The organism is Mycolicibacterium sp. XJ879 (assembly GCF_053483935.1).
The window spans coordinates 136892-153595 of sequence record NZ_JBEFTH010000006.1; the positions used below are offsets into that span (position 1 = coordinate 136892).

The window sequence follows — 16704 nt, forward strand, 5'->3', positions numbered from 1 at the left end:
TACTGGGCGCGATCGCAGGATGTTCGCGCAGGTGAGCGCTTTTTACGGTCATTGTGTGACCGCAACCCTCACCACCCCGAACCGGGACCAGACGCCGGAGATCACGGCGGACGGCGGCTATCCGCCGGCGATCTGGGTGCTGCTGGGGGGCAATTTCCTGGTGCGAGCCCTGGGGTTCGCCTACCCGTTCATGGCTTACCACGTCGCTCATCGCGGACACGGGACCACCGCGGTCGGCGCGGTCCTGGCGGCCTTCGGCGTGGGCTGGATGGTCGGGCAGCTCGTGTGCGGCTCGCTCGTTGATCGCATCGGCGGACGCACCACCCTCATCGCCGCCATGCTGTTCGCGGCGGTCCTGCTGACGCTACTGGCGGGCGCCCACAGCGTGCCCGCTCTGCTGATCGCAGCCGCGCTCGCCGGGGTGGTGTACGACGCACCCCGTCCGGTCGTCTCCGCCGCGATCACCGAGTTGATCGCCGATCCCGAGAAACGGGCGAAGATCGACGCCCTGCGGTACGGCTGCGTGATGAATGCCGCAGCCGCCATCACCGGCGCGCTTGGGGGGCTGCTGGCCGACCGGATCGGCACCCCGGCGCTCTATCTGATCAACGCGGCCGCGTGCGCGGCATTTGCTCTGGTGGCGCTGGCTCACATCGCGCCCGATGTGCGCCGGCCCGGGCCGCTGATGACGTCGACGTACCGGGACGCGCTTTCCGACTCGCGACTGCTGCTGCTGCTGGTGTCCAGTGTGGGGACGCTGACCGCGCTCATGGGCCTGTACGCCGCGATGCCGATGCTGATGACCGCCGCCGGGCTCGACGTCGGCTCCTACGGCCTAACCCAACTGGCCAACGCGCTGGCCGTCGTCGTGCTCACCCCGCTCATCACGCCGTGGCTGAGTGCGCGTGTGGCGATGCGTCCTCGACTGGACATCTTCGCCACCGCGGCGCTGTGGGTGACCGTGTGCATGGCCGTGGCCAGCTTCGCCCACACGACCGCCGAGTTCAGCGTGGCCGCGGCGGCCTGCGCCCCCGGGGAGATCGCCTGGTTCGTCGTCGGCGCCGGCATCGTGCACCGCATCGCCCCGCCGGCGGCGCGCGGGCGCTACCACGGCCTCTGGGGAATGGTGCTCGCCGTCGCGGCGGTCACCGCACCGATCCTGGCGTCCTACAGCCTGGGCCACGGCGGGCCCATGCTCTTGGCGATCACCACCTTGGTCGTCGGGTTGACCGGAGCGGCACTGTGTGCGCCGCTCGCCCAAGCACTGGAATTGAGGAGTCACGCGAAATGATCGGCACCGCAACGCCATTCATCGGTGAGAAAACCGACCTGCTCGAGCTATACCGCCGCATGTGCGTCCTGCGCGAGCTCGACATCGTGCTCGAGGAACTGCGCGTCGAGGGCCTGGTCAAGGGGCCGATGCACGTGGGATTCGGCCAGGAGGCCGCGGGCATCGGCGCCACCGCCGCGCTGCGTGACGGCGACATCACCACAGCGACGCATCGACCCCACGCCCAGTATGTCGGCCTCGGCCTTCCGCTCGGTCCGACGCTCGCCGAGATGATGGGCCGCGCCGACGGCCAGTGCGGCGGTCGCGGCGGACACATGCTCATCGCCGATCCGGACCACGGGCTGCTCGCTCCCTCAGGGATCATCGGCCACTCGCTGCTGCTGGCGGTCGGTCATGGCTACGCCCAGCGGCTGGCCGGCGACGGCCGCGTCACGCTTTGCGTCACCGGGGATGGGGCAGTGAACTCCGGCGCCTTCAACGAGGCGGCGAACATGGCCGCGCTCTGGCAGCTGCCCGTCGTGATCTTCGTCGAGAACAACCAGTACGCGTTGAGCGTGCGCCTCGACCGGCACGTGCGGGAGACCGAGTTATACCGCCGCGGTTGGGGATACGGCATACCCGGGGTTCGGGTCAACGGCAACGACGTCGAAGCCGTTCACCGTTGCGTGGCCAGGGCCGTGGCACGCGCTCGCGACGGTAAAGGACCCACGCTGGTGGAAGCCGTCACCTACCGCGCTGCGGTGTTCTCCGGGGCCGACCGTGGCGGGTACCGGAGCCCCGCCGAGGGGGCCGGGTTCACCGATCCGCTGATCCTGGCGCGCGGCCGACTCGTCGACGCGGGGACCGGACCCGATCAGGTCGACGCCATCGAACGTGCGGCCCGCCGAGAGGTCGACGACGCCGTCGCGTTCGCCAAGGCCAGCCCGTGGCCAGACCCCGCAGAACTCACCGACATCGCAACGAAATGGGACGGAAGGGAGCCCCGGTCATGAACCGCATGACATACGCGGAAGCGCTGAACGACGCGCTGCGCCAAGAGATGCGACGCGACGAGCGTGTCATCGTGCTCGGCCAGGATGTGGCGGTTTACGGAGGGATCTTCGGCGCCACACAGGGTCTGCTCGACGAGTTCGGCTCCACCCGCGTGGTGGACACCCCGATTTCCGAGAACGGCATCGTCGGCGCCGCGATCGGCATGGCGATGTCGGGCCTGCGACCGGTCGTCGAAATCATGTACAGCGATTTCCTCTGCCTGGCCATGGACAGCCTCGCCAACGGTGCGTCGGTCTTCCCCTTCGTCACCCAGGGTCGCGTCACCGTGCCGCTCGTGGTGCGCACGCAGGGCGGCCCCGGCGGGAACGCGGGACCACAGCACTCGAAGTCCCTCGAGCAGTGGACGGCGCACCTGCCGGGAATTCACACCGTGCTGCCCAGTAGTCCCGCCGATGCCAAAGGCCTGCTGACCTCGGCGCTGCGGTCGCCGGACCCGGTCATCGTGTTCGAACACAAGAAGTTGTATGGCACTGAGGGTTTGGTCCCCGAAGGGGAGCACGTCACGCCCCTGGGGACGGCGGCCGTTGTGCAGGAGGGCACAGACGTCACCATCGTCGCGGTCTCCGGCATGGTGCGGCATGCGCTGGACGCGGCGGCCGAACTGTCGACGCGCGGCGTGAGCGCTGAGGTGGTGGATGTCCGCTCGCTGCGGCCTCTTGACACCGCCACGCTGGTCGCCTCGGCGCGCAAGACCGGCCATGTCGTGGTGGCCGCCGAGACCTGGCTGCGGTACGGGCCCACCGCGGAGATCGCCGCGGTCATCATGGCGGAGGCGTTCGAGGAACTGCGCGCACCCGTCGCCCGAGTCGGTGCGGCAGCGGTGCCCTACCCGGCCAGCCCCGCCCTCGAGCCCGCCGTGCTCGGCGGCGCCGACGACATCGTGCACGCGGCCCAGACGCTCTTGACGACTCGCATGATGCACACCCACCGAGGCGAATTGAGGCGCAGCGCATGACCGGCCGCTTTGCAGACAAAGTCGTCCTGGTCACCGGTGCTGGCAGCGGGATAGGGCGGGCCACCGCATGTCGCTTCGCGAAAGAGGGCGCGACGGTGGTCGTCGCCGGCCGACGGCTCGAGCCTCTGCGGGAAACGGTGTCGCTCATCGAATCTGACGGCGGAAAGGCGCAGGCCTTCCAGGTCGACGTCACCCGCGAAGACGATGTCGCCCGGCTCATCGACACGATCGCCATCCGCAACGGCGGGTTAGATGCCGCCTGCAACAACGCTGGAGTACCGGGATCGGGGAAGCCCTCCGACGGCTACGACCTGGACCACTGGCGGCACATCGTGGACACCAATCTGCATGGCGTCTGGTTGTCGATGAAGCACGAAATCGCCCATATGCGCGCTAATTCCGGAGGAGCTATCGTCAACGTGGCTTCCATTGCCGGCATCGTCGGCTATTACCATTCGGCGCCCTATACCGCCAGCAAGCACGGCGTGGTGGGGCTCAGCCGGGCGGCGGCAATCGATCACGCAACGGAGGGGATCCGCGTGAATGCCGTGTGCCCGGGGCCGATCTTGACCCCGATGCTGATCGAAGCCAAGGCCGCGCGCGGACCGGCGGCCGATGACTTCTACCAATCCCACATTCCGATGGGACGACTTGGCCGGCCGGAAGAGGTCGCCCATGCAGTGGTGTGGCTCGCTTCAACCGAAGCAGCTTATGTAACCGGACAGGCATTGGCCGTAGACGGAGGATGGACAGCGCAGTGAAGACACCGAACACAGCAAATCCGATGAACAACAATCAGTCTCGCTACATCGTGCTGGTCGACACCTATGGGGCGGCGGAGCGCCTTGCGCCGGCCTTTCAGGCCGTGGGGTACATCCCCATTCGCGTGCAGAGCACTGTCGAGGTCCCCGCGGTATACCGCGGTCGGCCCGACCGATTCCGGTTCGTCGCCGACATCGTCCACCACGGCAACCTCGCCGAAACGGTGAACGCATTGTTGCCGTTCGCTCCCGTCGCCGTCCTACCCGGCTGCGAACCGGGCGTGGAATTGGCCGATGCGCTGAGCGAGGCGCTGAACCCGCGCACCGGCGCGCCGACCAACGGCACGGCACTCAGCTCGGCGCGGCGCAACAAGTTCGAGATGATCGAGCGTATCAAATCTCAAGGGCTGCAAGGAGCTCGCCAGATCCTCGTCGAGAGCGAGGAACAGTTGCGCGAATGGCACACCCAGCTCGACGGCATGGCGATCCTCAAACCGTTGCGCAGCTCGTCCAATGACGGCGTCACCTGGTGCGCCACCCCGGACGACTCCGTACGGGCGTTTCGCCGGCTCTACGGCCGGGAGAACATCAACTCGGAGGCCGCCGACGGTGTCGTCGCACAGGAGTACCTGGTCGGCGCTGAATACCTGGTCAACACGGTCAGCCGCGACGGCCAACACCACGTGACCGATATCTGGAAAACGCATCGCATCAGTGCTAACTGCGTGTCCGACCTCATGGTGGCCTGCCAGATCATGCCCGCCACCGGCGACGTGCAGGACAAGCTCGTCCCGTATGCGTTCGACGTACTCGACGCGCTCGAGATCCGCCATGGCGCTGGACACGTCGAGATCAAGACCACACCCGCCGGTCCGTCTCTTGTCGAAGTGGGGGCGCGGATGGCCGGTCAAGACATCCCGGGGTTCGCGGGGCTTGCGATCGGTGAGTCGCAAGTCGACTGGATGGTGGACGCCTATGTGCGACCACAGCGCTTCAGGCAACGCTGCGGAGTCCCGTACCGGCTGCAGCGGAGCTTCGCCTGGGCCAAGATGGTCGCCCCGACCGGTGGAACGTTGGTCTCCTACCGCGGTCTGCAGGCCATCAAGGAGCTGGAGAGCTTCCGCGACATCCAGTTCCAGGTGCACCCCGGACAGCGATTGCAGCGAACCGTCGACGACAGCACATACCCCGTCACGGTGACGCTGATGCACGGGGTGGACGACATCCTGCTTCGTGACCTCTGGACGCTGCGCTACCTCGACGGTGAGCACTTCTACGAACTGAAAGGAAACGCATCATGATCGTCGTGCTGTCCCTGTACCGTCCGCGCTTGGAAGATTTTCTCGCCGCGCAGGGCGAAAAGATCCTCGCCCTGATTCCGGAGAGTATGCGCCCCGTGCGCGAGGCCAGCGACCCGGGGTATCCCGTCAGAACTATCGACCGATGGGATGACTACAACGAACTCGTCTGCCTCGCGGACGAATTCGAAAGCCTCGGGGTGACGGCCGTCGCCACTATCGACGAGCCGTGCATCCGCGCAGCCGCCTTCCTGAGAGACCTGTTGGGGCTGCCCGGTCAGGACCACGAAAGCGCGGTCGCGTGCACCGACAAGTCGGTGATGAAACGGCGCCTGGCCGCCGCCGGTCTCCCGGTCGCCGAGCACCGCATCGTGCACAGCGTCGCCGAGATCGGTCAATTCCTCGACGAGATCGGCGACGCCATCGTCGTCAAACCCCGGAGTGGTTTCGGCACGATCAACACTCACCGGGTCGGCCGGCACGATTTCGACGACCTGGCCGCAGCGGGCGCGTTTGCGCCGCCGCCAGACCTGCCGGAGTACTTCTGGTCCACGTCCATGACGTCAGAACTCGGCCGCGTCAGCTACCTGGTCGAGCGTTACGTCGACGTGGTCGCCGAATATCACTGCGAGCTGTTGCTTCACGAGGGCGCTGAAGTGCACTGCCTGGCAGCCCGCTACGCCAACCCTGTCCTGGCGGACCATGCGGTCGGATCGGTGTGGCTGCATCACCAATCGGCCGAGGCCGTCGAGGTCCGCAAACTCACCCGCGCGGCCGCGTCCGCATTGGGCATGACACACGGTTTCGGGCACTGCGAAGTCTTCCGCGACCGAACCGGCCGGTGGTTTGTCGGTGAGTTCGCGTCTCGCCCCGGCGGATTGATGATTCCCCGCTCGCTGAAGCTGAGTTACGGCATAGACAACCTGGCGCTGCTGGCCGACCAGCTTTCCGGGCGCATGCCCCGCAGACAGTCACCGCCACGGCGTATTCCCGGCGCGATCGCATGGCTCGCCATACCCGTCGAATCCGGTTTGATCACCGACATGCCCGATGAGGCACAGCTGCTCGGCCTGCCGGGAGTCATCGACGCCGAAATCGTCATGCGGCGGGGGGATTCCACCAAGGGCCTGCCCGCCGGGTCGATGTATCACGCCGCCTACGTCTTCTGCGTCGGCGACAACGCACAGGAGGCCGAAGACTTCGCCAAACATGCCCAACGGGCCTGCCCCATCGCAGTCGACCCCGCGGCGTGAGGGCAGGCGATACCGTAGAACTCACGGTGGACGCGGTTGAGTTCTGCGAGGGTGACGCCATGACGGGTATCAGCGCTGACGTCGATGGCGGTGACGTGCGCGAAATCCGGAAAAATCATCAATTGCTGTCGGTGCGCGCCGCCGCGTTGCTTCGGCTTGCGGTGGTCGGGCTCATGGTCGGCGCCATGGTGCTCGGCACCCACACGCACGAATGGTTTGCGCAATCGGTCCTGCTGGCCACCTACGGCGCCGGCGCCATCTGGGTGGCGGTTCTGGCGTTCCGGCAGGCGGCTTCGGCAGCACGTCGCACGACCCGGACGGTCGTCGCGGTCGTCGACGTCGCCGCGATCTGCATCTTCGAGCTGCTGTCGGACGGTGGATACACGCCCTTGGCGGTGATGGTCTTGCTGGCGCTGCTGGTGGTGCTGGAGGTGTCGGCACGCCGGGCCGCAGCTATCCTCGCCGTCAGCGTGGTGGCTTTCACCGCCGTCGTGGTCTTCGACCCGGTGATGTTGCCGGATCTCGGTTGGGCCAAAACAATTTTCGTCTGCGCGCTGTTCGCGTTCCTGTGCTGTACCGTTCTTGCCGTCGTCGCCACCCAGCAGCGGCACCTGGGTGAGATCGAGCGGCTCAGCGCGTCACGACGGGCGCTGCTCGCGGACACCATGACGGCCTTTGACAGTGAGCGCCGGCAGCTCTCGGAGACCCTGCACGACGGACCGCTGCAGCTGGTGATGGCCGCGCGGTTCGACATCAATGAAGCGGCGAAAGCATCCACCGACGACCGCTTACACCGCGCGTTGAGCAGCCTGCGTGAGGTCATCGGCCGCATGCGCGAGGCGACGTTTCTGCTCCATCCGGCGGTGCTCGATCAGGCCGGCCTCGCCGAAGCCACTCAGAAACTGGCGTCGATCACCGAGAACCGTTCCGGGATTGACATCTCAACGGTGGTTGACTACCCGGTCCGCACCTCGATCGACCCACTCGTCTTCGCCGTGATGCGCGAGCTGGTCTCCAACGTGGAGCGACATTCTGGTGCGGCCCGGGCCCGCATCGAGCTCCGCGCTGTCGACGGCATGTGTCGCCTCGATGTGGTGGACGACGGGGTGGGAATCTTGCCGGAGACGTTGAGCCGCCGGCTGGCCGACGGGCACATCGGCCTCGCATCGCACCGCACCCGCGTCGAAGCCGCAGGCGGCAGAATGACATTCATGCCGACAGCCGTGGGAACCCACGTCCGGGTCGAAGTGCCGTTACTCCAGTAGTCGGCGCCGCATCGCCTCTGCGACGGCGGCAGCGCGGTCCGACACTCCCAACTTCTCGTATAGGTTCTGCACGTGGGTACGGACCGTCGTCGGTGCGAGGTGCAATTCGGCGGCGATCTGAGGCACCGATAACCCGTCCGCCATCATCCGGACAGTTTCGAGTTCTCGGGGCGACAGCAAGGCCGAATCACCCTTAGCCCGCTGCTTGAGTTCGTTGGCGAGCCCGCTGGCCAACTGCGTCGGAACATATCCGTCGCCCTTCGCGCAGCTGACGATCGCCGCAACGATTTCGTCGCTGTCCGACTCCTTGGTGAGGTAGCCGCTGGCGCCGGCGGACAGGGCCTTGTACACCAGTGGGGCGTCATCGAATGCGCTGAGCAGGATGACTTGGGTCGGCAGATCGTCACGGGCCACCGCATTCACCACGTCGAGGCCGTCGAGCTCCGGCATCCGGTAGTCGAGCAGCGCGACCGCCGGGCGGTGCTCTCGGATGGCGGCTAGCGCGCCACGCCCGTCGCTGACCTCGGCAAGGACCTGTACCCGGCCGCTCTCCTTCAATGCGCGCACGACGCCGGTCCGATACACCGGGTGGTCATCGGCGACGACGACGGTGATCTGCCCGCTCATGAGGGCAATTTTGGCACCGCGACGGCGACTTTATTGCATTTGCACAGATTGCGTGCTATTTGGCCGGCCAGCTGACGGTGCTGATCAGCCGCGATCTTGACACCGCGGCCGCATGGGGGCAGGCGAGGCACCGAGACCGACGTATTGGCTGGTTGTCGGCCGTCGAATCGACCATTGCGTCGGCTTCGAGAGCGGCAGCGCCGGGTCGCTACGCTTGCCCCATGATTGGTGTTACCCGCGACGGCCAGGTGTTGACTCTGGAGATGCGGCGTGCCGAGCGCCGCAACGCGCTGAACGGCGAGCTCGTCGACGGCCTGCGTGAAGCAATCGAGAAAGCCGCTACCGAAGACGTCCGGGCGATCGTGCTGACCGGGCAGGGTGCGGTGTTCAGCGCGGGTGCCGACCTGTCGGACCCATCGGGGGTCGCCGATGAACTGCCCGACAAGGCCAAGGCGCTCAACCTCGCCATCGACAAGACCCCGTTCCCGGTCATCGGCGCGATCAACGGACCCGCGATCGGCGCCGGCGTGATCCTTTCGATGATCTGCGATCTGCGGGTCGTCGCACCCGAGGCGTACTTCCAGTTTCCGGTCGCGAAATACGGTCTGGCGCTGGACAACTGGAGTATTCGACGGTTGACCTCGCTGGTCGGCGCCGGCCGGGCGCGGGGGATGCTGCTGGGCGCCGAGCGGCTCACCGCCGACGTCGCGTTGCACACCGGGATGGCCAATCGCATTGGCACGCTGGCCGATGCGCAGGAGTGGGCAGCCGAGATCGCCGGCTACGCGCCGCTGGCGTTGCAGCACGCCAAGCGGGTACTCAACGACGATGGTGCATACGAGGACCCCTGGCCCGAGCACCAGGACCTGTTCGACCGGGCATGGGCCAGCCAGGACGTCATCGAGGCTCAGGTCGCGCGCATCGAGAAACGCCCACCGAGGTTCCAGGGAGCCTAAGTGATCCGCACGGCGCTGCGCTTCGGCTTCGGCACGGCTTCGCTGCTGGCCGGTAGCTGGGTGCTGCGCGCACTGAACGGTGCACCCGCCGCGCTGGGCGCCTCACCCGCCGAGATCGAAGCCGTGGCCCGACGGTCCCCGAACTACCGCGACGGCGTGTTCGTCAACCTCGACCCCGCCTCGCCGATCAACCTCGACCGTGAGCAGCAACAACTGCTGCTGCGCGAACTCCTCGGGTCTCGCGACACCGGCAGGCCCAGCGGCCCCATCCCGGTTGTCGAACCGGCCACCGTCGACCTCGCTGCGCCGCCGCTGGCGGTGCGCTGGTTCGGGCACTCCTCGGCGCTGATCGACATCGACGGCTACCGGGTGCTCGCCGACCCGGTATGGAGCCAACGCTGTTCGCCATCGCACACCGTCGGGCCGCAGCGGATGCACGAGGTGCCGGCCCCGCTGGAAGCACTGCCCGCCGTCGACGCGGTGCTGATCAGCCACGACCACTACGACCACCTCGACACCCAGACGATCGTCGGGCTCGCCCGCGCCCAGCGGTCACCGTTCGTCGTGCCGCTGGGGGTCGGCGCTCACCTGCGCAGATGGGGGATACCGGACAACCGCATCGTCGAATTGGACTGGTATGAGAGCCATCAGATCGGCGAACTGCGGCTGGTGTGCACACCCGCGCGGCACTTCTCGGGCCGACTGTTCACCCGCAACACCACGCTGTGGGCGTCGTGGGTGATCACCGGCCCGCGGCACCGGGCGTTCTTCGGCGGCGACACCGGATACAGCAAGAGCTTCGCCGAAATCGGGGTGGACCACGGACCCTTCGACCTGACGCTGCTGCCGATCGGCGCGTACCACCCGGCGTGGCCGGACATTCACATGAACCCCGAAGAGGCCGTCCGCGCCCACCTCGACGTCGCCGAGGCCGGCTCTGGCCTGTTGGTGCCGATCCACTGGGCGACGTTCCGGCTGGCGCCCCACCCCTGGGCCGAGCCCGTCGAACGGCTGTTCAAAGCCGCCGACGCCGAGCGCGTCCAGATCGCGGTGCCCAAGCCAGGTCAACGTGTCGAGCCCGGCACATCGACGTTCGACCCGTGGTGGCGGCTCTGACGGCGTTCCCCGCCGTACCTCGGAGATTTCTACCGCAGGGCTGCGCTCCGCGCCGATCTACGACCGTGGCGCAGAAATGGGCGGACAGGGTAGCTGGCGCGTATGACGGGCCGAGGCGGGTCGCACCGGCTACCGTTCACGTCATGAGTGCACTGGTCAGGGCAGTGGTCGCGATGTTGCTGTTGACGCTGGTTGTCGGCTGCGAATCCGAATCGGCCCAATCCGCCGCACCGTCTGCCGCGCAGACCGACGTGCCGCCGCCGCTGGTACCGGCCATGCCGCTACCGCAGAACGGCGTCGACAACGCCGTCGCAAAGCTCGACGGCATCGCCGAGGACCTGATGACCAAGTCCGGCATCCCGGGAATGTCGGTGGCCGTGGTGCACCAGGGAAACACCGTGTACGCGAAGGGTTTCGGCGTCAAAGACGCCGGCGGGACGACCGACGAGAACCGGGTCGACGCCGACACGGTGTTCCAGCTGGCCTCGCTGTCCAAACCGCTGGCGGCCACGGTGGTGGCGCACCAAGTCGGCGTCGGCGCGATCGACTGGAATACCCCCGTCGTCACCGAGCTGCCGTGGTTTGCCCTCTCCGATCCCGCCGTCACCCGCATGCTCACCGTCGGCGATATGCTCGCGCACCGCTCCGGGCTGCCCGACCACGCCGGTGACAAGCTCGAAGACCTCGGCTACGACCGCAGACAGGTGCTCGAGCGGCTGGTACGGCTGCCGCTGGACCCGTTCCGGATCTCCTACGCCTACACTAATTTTGGGTTCACCGCCGGCGCCGAAGCCGTGGCGGCCAATGCCGGCAAGCCGTGGGAGCAGCTTGCCGACGAGGCGCTGTTCACCCCGTTGGGCATGTCGTCGACCAGTTACCGGTTCGCCGACTACCAGGCCCGCGCGAACCGCGCACTCGGCCACATCCACGTCGACGGCCGCTATCAGCCCACCTACGTCCGCGACGCCGACCCCGAAGCGCCGGCAGGCGGGGCCAGCGCTTCGGCCAATGACATGACTCGCTGGCTGGCGATGGTGCTGGCCAATGGAACCCACGACGACAAGCAGATCATCGACGCCAAGGCGCTGCTTCCGGCGCTGACACCGCAGAGCGTGTCGAGTCGGGCGACCGAGCCGGCGATGCGGTCGAGCTTCTACGGGTACGGCTTCAACGTCAGCTCGACATCGGCGGCGCGGATGGAGCTGAGCCACTCCGGGGCGTTCCTCCTCGGCGCGGGCACCAACTTCGTGATCCTGCCGTCGGCCGACGTCGGAATCGTCGTGCTCACCAACGGTTCACCGTCCGGTGTGCCTGAGGCGCTGACCGCCGAGTTCGCCGACCTCGTGCAGTTCGGCGAGGTGCGCGAGGACTGGTACGAGCTCTACAGCGAGGCCTTCGCCGAAATGAGCGAGCCGCAGGGCTCGTTGGTTGGTGAGCAGCGGCCCCCGAACCCAGCCCCCGCCGCGCCGCTGCCGTCGTACGTCGGCACCTACCACAACGACTACTGGGGACCGGCCCGAATCACCGAAGTCGACGGTCAACTGCGGCTCACCCTCGGGACGAAGCTGAATGTGCCGCTGTCGCATTGGGACGGCGACAGGTTCACCTACAGCTGGGTGTCGGAGAACTCGCCGCCGGGATCGGTCAGCACGGTCACCTTCGGCGGCGACAAGCTCACCATCGAGGATTACGACGAGTCCGGCAACGGAGTGTTCGCGAGGTGACCACCGTGCTCGCGGCGGGCCTCACCGAAGACGAGGTCACCCAGCGTATTTCGGAGGGTAAGTCCAACGACGTCCCGACCAGGGCCGCGCGCTCGGTGTCCGACATTGTGCGCGCCAACGTGTTCACCCGCATCAACGCGATCCTGGGCGTGCTGCTGATCATCGTGCTGTCCACCGGTTCGGTGATCAACGGCGCCTTCGGGTTGTTGATCATCGCCAACAGCGCGATCGGCATGATCCAGGAGCTGCGGGCCAAACAGACGCTGGACAAGCTGGCCATCGTCGGGCAGGCCAAGCCGTTGGTACGCAGGCGATCCGGTGGTGTCACGGCATCGCAGCCGTTGCCGCCGAACGAAGTGGTGCTCGACGACATCATCGAACTCGGTCCGGGTGACCAGATCGTCGTCGACGGCGAAATCGTCGAGGAGTCGAACCTCGAAGTCGACGAGTCCCTGCTCACCGGCGAAGCCGACCCGATCGCCAAAGACGCTGGCGATTCGGTGATGTCGGGCAGCTTCGTGGTCGCGGGCAGCGGAGCGTACCGGGCCACCAAGGTCGGCCGGGAGGCCTACGCCGCCAAGCTCGCCGAGGAGGCCAGCAAGTTCACGCTGGTGAACTCCGAACTGCGGACCGGGATAAACAAGATTCTGCAGTTCATCACCTACCTGCTGATCCCCGCTGGGCTGCTGATCATCTACACCCAGCTGTTCACCACCGATGCGGGATGGAACGAGTCGGTGTTGCGGATGGTCGGCGCCCTGGTGCCGATGGTGCCAGAGGGCCTGGTGCTGATGACCTCGATCGCGTTCGCCGTGGGCGTGATTAGGCTGGGCCGACGCCAATGCCTGGTCAACGAGCTGCCGGCCATCGAGGGGTTGGCGCGCGTCGACGTGGTGTGCGCCGACAAGACCGGCACCCTGACCGAAAACGGGATGCGCGTCGCGGACCTCAAGCAGCTCAACGAATGTGTTGTCGCCGAGATCCTGGCCCAACTCGCCGCGGATGACCCTAGACCCAACGCCAGCATGCAAGCGATCGCCGAGGCATATCCGATGCCGCCCGGTTGGACCGCCACCGCGACCGCACCGTTCAAATCGTCCACCAAATGGAGCGGCGCATCCTATGGCGCACACGGCAACTGGGTGATCGGTGCACCTGATGTGCTGCTCGAACCGGAGTCACCGGTGGCGGCTCAGGCCGAGGGGATCGGCGCGCACGGCCTGCGGGTGCTGCTGCTGGGCTCCAGCGACCTGCCCGTCGACCACCCGGACGCCCCGGGATGCGTCGCGGCCGCGGCGTTGGTGGTGCTCGAACAGCGCATCCGGCCCGACGCCCGCGAAACCCTCGATTACTTTGGCTCGCAGAAGGTTTCGGTGAAGATCATCTCCGGCGACAACGCGGTGTCGGTCGGTGCGGTGGCGGGGACGCTGGGCCTGCGCGGCCAGACCATGGACGCCCGCGAGTTACCCGAAGAACCCGACCGGCTGGCGCACACCCTCGAGGGGTGCACAACGTTCGGGCGGGTGCGGCCCGAGCAGAAACGCGCGATGGTGCATGCGTTGCAGTCGCGTGGTCACACCGTGGCGATGACCGGCGACGGGGTGAACGACGTGCTGGCGCTCAAGGACGCCGACATTGGGGTGGCGATGGGCTCGGGCAGCTCGGCGGCCCGGGCCGTAGCGCAGATCGTGTTGCTGGACAACAAGTTCGCCACGCTGCCGTACGTCGTCGGTGAGGGCAGGCGGGTGATCGGCAACATCGAGCGGGTCTCGAACCTGTTCTTGACCAAGACGGTGTACGCGGTGCTGCTGGCGATCCTGGTGGGCCTTGCGGGGTTGGCGTCGCGGTTCTTCGGCTCCGACCCGCTGCTCTACCCGTTCCAGCCGATCCACGTCACGATCGCGGCGTGGTTCACCATCGGCATCCCGGCGTTCATCCTGTCGTTGGCGCCCAACAATGAGCGCGCACATCCCGGGTTCGTGCGCCGGGTGATGACGGCGGCGTTGCCGTCGGGGCTGGTGATCGGTATCGCGACGTTCAGCTCCTATCTGGCGGCCTACCAGGGCCGCGAGGCCACCCCGGCCGAACAGATGCAGGCGTCGACGGCGGCGCTGATCACACTGCTGGTTTCGGGGGTGTGGGTGCTGGCGGTGGTCGCCCGGCCCTACCAGTGGTGGCGGGTTGCCCTGGTCGTGGTCTCGGGTGCGGCCTATGTGGTGATCTTCTCCATCCCGTTGGCGCGCGAGCTGTTCATGCTGGATCCCTCGAACGTGCGGACGACGTCGATGGCGCTGGGTATCGGGCTGATCGCGGCGGCCGCGATCGAGGCAATCTGGTGGGTGCAGGGCGCGGTTCTGGGAGAACGACGCAGGTTGTGGCGCTCGGAGTAGGGTGGCCACCATGGCATTTCTCGACAAGGTGAAGAATCTCGTGGCCCGCAACGCCGACAAGGTGGACACCGCCATCGATAAGGCCGGTGACGTCGTCGACCAGAAGACGCAGGGCAAATACGCTCAGCACGTCGACAAGGCGCAGGACGCAGCCAAGAAGTACGTCAACAAGAGCAATCCAGAGAACCCGCAGAATTGACGCATGGCGAAATTGTCTGTCTCCGTCGATGTTCCGCTACCGCCGGAGAAGGCCTGGGAGTGCGCGTCTGACCTGTCCCGCTACCGGGAGTGGTTGAGCATCCACCGGGTGTGGCGCAGCAAGCTGCCCAACACGTTGGAGAAGGGCACCACCCTGGAGTCCATCGTCGAGGTCAAGGGCATGCCCAACCGGATCAAGTGGACCATCGTCCACTTCAGGCCGCCGGAGGCGATGACGCTCAACGGGGACGGCAAGGGCGGGGTGAAGGTCAAGCTCATCGGCAAGGTCAAACCCTCGCCGACCGATCCGACCGCGGGGTCGACGGTTTCGTTCGACGTACATCTCGGCGGTCCCGCGCTGTTCGGTCCGATCGGCATGGTGGTGGCCGGCGCGCTGCGCGGCGACATCCGCGAATCGCTGGAACGCTTCAAAACGGTGTTCGCCGCGGGCTAGTCTTTTTCCGCCGAGCAGACGCAAATTCCCCCTGAAACCCCGGATTTTGGGCGATTACATGTCTGCTCGCGCTGGTAGGGTAAGTGCTCGCGTGAGAGGGGAGGGGTCTCGCGCGAGCTCAGCGGCGCAACCGGCGGCGCACCAACTTGGCGAACTCAACCGTGGACCGGCGGACCGACTCGACCTCCAACGACACCAGCAGCGTGTCGACCATCGCGAACGGCAGCGTGGTCGCCACCGCCCCGCGGCCGTACTCGATGTGCCAGGAGCCGGGATGAATGGTCAGCCCGCGGGCGTGCCCCTTCTCCAGACACGCGTGCTCGCCGGGACGTAGCGTCATGCCAGTGAGGTCGTCGGACTCCAGATCGTAGGAGTCGATCTGGCCCGCCAGCAGGAACTTGTGGATCTGCACCCGCTTGTAGCGGCCCGAAAAGCCTTGTGTGCCAGTGGGGGAGCCGAAGATGACGATGTATTCGCGCGGGCTGAAGTAGAGGAAGCGGACCTTGCCGAGGATCCCGCCCGCCCGGCTTCCCACCCAGCGGCCCGGCGTCGGGTCGATCAGATCCGGATACTCGGCGGCCAGCAACTCGGTGGCACGGGTGATCAGCTCACCGCTTTCCAGCGGCAGCCCGACGACCTCCTTGGCGATCCGCGCGAGTATTTGCGGGTCGATCCGGTAGTCGGCCACCGCGCTCACCGGCCCTCCGCGATGCGCTCGACGGCGTCGCGGATCGGGGTATCACCCGAGATCACTTCGAAAGTCCGGCCGGCTGTACCCGGGGTATCGAGCACCGCCAACAGCACCGCGGCGACATCCTCGCGCGGAACGCTGTCACGCCCGGTCTTCTCGGCGGCCGTCACCGTAGCGGTGCCGGGGTCGTCGGTCAGCAGACCGGGCCGCACGATCGTGGCGTCCAGGCCCGCGCGTCCGCGCACATCGTCGTCGGCCGCACCCTTGGCGCGCAGGTAGGCCACGAACACCGGATCACCGGCCTCGTCGGGTGCCTCGACATCGGCGCCCATCGCCGAAATCATCACGTAGCGACGAACTTTGGCAGCTTCGGCGGCGTCCGCCAACAGGACCGCAGCGGCCCGGTCGACGGTGTCCTTACGGGCCGCTCCGCTGCCGGGACCTGCGCCCGCGGCGAAGACCACCGCGTCGGCGCCGTCGAGATGCGCTGCGACGTCATCGACGGACGCCTGCTCCAGGTCCAGTACCACCGGTTGGGCGCCGACCTCCTCCAGGGCCCCGGTGTGGTCCGGGTTGCGGATGATGCCGGCGACCGAGTCGCCGCGACGCGCCAGCATCTGTTCCAGGATCCTGGCGATCTTGCCGTGGCCGCCCGCGATGATGACACGCATA

Annotated in this window: 16 protein-coding genes; 13 read left to right on the plus strand and 3 right to left on the minus strand. The window is 67.1% G+C overall.

Features of this window, described 5'->3' with window-relative positions; translation table 11 throughout:
* The first annotated feature begins 100 nt into the window (after positions 1-100).
* From ABQF13_RS15860 to ABQF13_RS15890, 7 genes are read left to right on the plus strand one after another with little or no spacing between them, the layout of a single operon-like run.
* Positions 101-1291 (plus strand): MFS transporter, encoded by a 1191-nt coding sequence (locus ABQF13_RS15860; RefSeq protein WP_448393835.1) that lies wholly within the window; start codon positions 101-103, stop codon positions 1289-1291.
* Complete coding sequence (locus ABQF13_RS15865) at positions 1288-2283, plus strand: thiamine pyrophosphate-dependent dehydrogenase E1 component subunit alpha (protein WP_448393718.1); 996 nt, start codon at positions 1288-1290, stop codon at positions 2281-2283. The genes ABQF13_RS15860 and ABQF13_RS15865 overlap by 4 nt, the downstream gene beginning before the upstream one ends.
* On the plus strand, positions 2280-3299 hold the full coding sequence (locus ABQF13_RS15870) for an alpha-ketoacid dehydrogenase subunit beta (RefSeq protein WP_448393719.1): 1020 nt from the start codon (positions 2280-2282) through the stop codon (positions 3297-3299). Before ABQF13_RS15865 ends, ABQF13_RS15870 begins: the two co-directional genes overlap by 4 nt.
* Complete coding sequence (locus ABQF13_RS15875; RefSeq protein WP_448393720.1) at positions 3296-4060, plus strand: SDR family NAD(P)-dependent oxidoreductase; 765 nt, start codon at positions 3296-3298, stop codon at positions 4058-4060. Before ABQF13_RS15870 ends, ABQF13_RS15875 begins: the two co-directional genes overlap by 4 nt.
* A gap of 23 nt (positions 4061-4083) precedes the next feature.
* Entirely contained in the window at positions 4084-5361 is a 1278-nt protein-coding gene (locus tag ABQF13_RS15880) for an ATP-grasp domain-containing protein (protein ID WP_448393721.1), read from the plus strand.
* Entirely contained in the window at positions 5358-6611 is a 1254-nt protein-coding gene (locus ABQF13_RS15885) for a hypothetical protein (RefSeq protein WP_448393722.1), read from the plus strand. Before ABQF13_RS15880 ends, ABQF13_RS15885 begins: the two co-directional genes overlap by 4 nt.
* A 59-nt stretch (positions 6612-6670) precedes the next feature.
* The gene (locus ABQF13_RS15890) at positions 6671-7876 is read left to right on the plus strand and encodes a sensor histidine kinase (protein WP_448393723.1); all 1206 of its coding nucleotides are present in this window, start codon (positions 6671-6673) and stop codon (positions 7874-7876) included.
* Here ABQF13_RS15890 and ABQF13_RS15895 read toward each other — a convergent pair.
* A complete protein-coding gene (locus ABQF13_RS15895; protein ID WP_448393724.1) occupies positions 7865-8503 on the minus strand; it encodes a response regulator transcription factor in 639 nt (212 codons plus the stop codon). The two genes, ABQF13_RS15890 and ABQF13_RS15895, sit on opposite strands and share 12 nt — an antisense overlap.
* Before the next feature lie 221 nt (positions 8504-8724).
* Here ABQF13_RS15895 and ABQF13_RS15900 point away from each other — a divergent pair, with 221 nt between their 5' ends.
* The 6 genes from ABQF13_RS15900 to ABQF13_RS15925 all read left to right on the plus strand — a co-directional run bounded on the left by ABQF13_RS15900 (position 8725) and on the right by ABQF13_RS15925 (position 15341).
* Positions 8725-9459, plus strand: coding sequence for an enoyl-CoA hydratase (locus tag ABQF13_RS15900; RefSeq protein WP_448393725.1), 735 nt, complete (start codon positions 8725-8727; stop codon positions 9457-9459).
* Positions 9460-10575, plus strand: a complete 1116-nt coding sequence (locus tag ABQF13_RS15905) for an MBL fold metallo-hydrolase (protein WP_448393726.1) — start codon at positions 9460-9462, stop codon at positions 10573-10575.
* A 143-nt stretch (positions 10576-10718) separates the two neighbouring features.
* Positions 10719-12299, plus strand: a complete 1581-nt coding sequence (locus tag ABQF13_RS15910) for a serine hydrolase (RefSeq protein WP_448393727.1) — start codon at positions 10719-10721, stop codon at positions 12297-12299.
* A complete protein-coding gene (locus ABQF13_RS15915; RefSeq protein ID WP_448393728.1) occupies positions 12296-14689 on the plus strand; it encodes a cation-translocating P-type ATPase in 2394 nt (797 codons plus the stop codon). The genes ABQF13_RS15910 and ABQF13_RS15915 overlap by 4 nt, the downstream gene beginning before the upstream one ends.
* Positions 14690-14699: 10 nt before the next feature.
* Positions 14700-14888, plus strand: coding sequence for an antitoxin (locus ABQF13_RS15920; protein ID WP_448393729.1), 189 nt, complete (start codon positions 14700-14702; stop codon positions 14886-14888).
* Between the two features lie 3 nt (positions 14889-14891).
* Complete coding sequence (locus ABQF13_RS15925; protein ID WP_448393730.1) at positions 14892-15341, plus strand: type II toxin-antitoxin system Rv0910 family toxin; 450 nt, start codon at positions 14892-14894, stop codon at positions 15339-15341.
* Positions 15342-15459: 118 nt separating this feature from the next.
* Here the strand turns inward: ABQF13_RS15925 and ABQF13_RS15930 are convergent, their stop codons facing one another.
* Together ABQF13_RS15930 and ABQF13_RS15935 are read right to left on the minus strand one after the other, a co-directional pair.
* A complete protein-coding gene (locus ABQF13_RS15930; protein ID WP_448393731.1) occupies positions 15460-16038 on the minus strand; it encodes an isomerase in 579 nt (192 codons plus the stop codon).
* The gene (locus tag ABQF13_RS15935) at positions 16035-16703 is read right to left on the minus strand and encodes an NAD(P)H-binding protein (protein WP_448393732.1); all 669 of its coding nucleotides are present in this window, start codon (positions 16701-16703) and stop codon (positions 16035-16037) included. The genes ABQF13_RS15930 and ABQF13_RS15935 overlap by 4 nt, the downstream gene beginning before the upstream one ends.
* Position 16704: the final 1 nt, after the last annotated feature.

What these genes read in the sequence shown, in the direction of transcription:
- ABQF13_RS15925 (WP_448393730.1), top strand. Translation starts at nt 14,892, where the DNA reads ATGGCGAAATTGTCTGTCTCCGTCGATGTTCCGCTACCGCCGGAGAAG.
- ABQF13_RS15880 (WP_448393721.1), top strand. Translation starts at nt 4,084, where the DNA reads ATGAACAACAATCAGTCTCGCTACATCGTGCTGGTCGACACCTATGGG.
- ABQF13_RS15920 (WP_448393729.1), top strand. Translation starts at nt 14,700, where the DNA reads ATGGCATTTCTCGACAAGGTGAAGAATCTCGTGGCCCGCAACGCCGAC.
- ABQF13_RS15895 (WP_448393724.1), bottom strand. Translation starts at nt 8,503, where the DNA reads ATGAGCGGGCAGATCACCGTCGTCGTCGCCGATGACCACCCGGTGTAT.
- ABQF13_RS15910 (WP_448393727.1), top strand. Translation starts at nt 10,719, where the DNA reads ATGAGTGCACTGGTCAGGGCAGTGGTCGCGATGTTGCTGTTGACGCTG.
- ABQF13_RS15875 (WP_448393720.1), top strand. Translation starts at nt 3,296, where the DNA reads ATGACCGGCCGCTTTGCAGACAAAGTCGTCCTGGTCACCGGTGCTGGC.
- ABQF13_RS15865 (WP_448393718.1), top strand. Translation starts at nt 1,288, where the DNA reads ATGATCGGCACCGCAACGCCATTCATCGGTGAGAAAACCGACCTGCTC.
- ABQF13_RS15935 (WP_448393732.1), bottom strand. Translation starts at nt 16,703, where the DNA reads ATGCGTGTCATCATCGCGGGCGGCCACGGCAAGATCGCCAGGATCCTG.
- ABQF13_RS15900 (WP_448393725.1), top strand. Translation starts at nt 8,725, where the DNA reads ATGATTGGTGTTACCCGCGACGGCCAGGTGTTGACTCTGGAGATGCGG.
- ABQF13_RS15890 (WP_448393723.1), top strand. Translation starts at nt 6,671, where the DNA reads ATGACGGGTATCAGCGCTGACGTCGATGGCGGTGACGTGCGCGAAATC.
- ABQF13_RS15870 (WP_448393719.1), top strand. Translation starts at nt 2,280, where the DNA reads ATGAACCGCATGACATACGCGGAAGCGCTGAACGACGCGCTGCGCCAA.
- ABQF13_RS15885 (WP_448393722.1), top strand. Translation starts at nt 5,358, where the DNA reads ATGATCGTCGTGCTGTCCCTGTACCGTCCGCGCTTGGAAGATTTTCTC.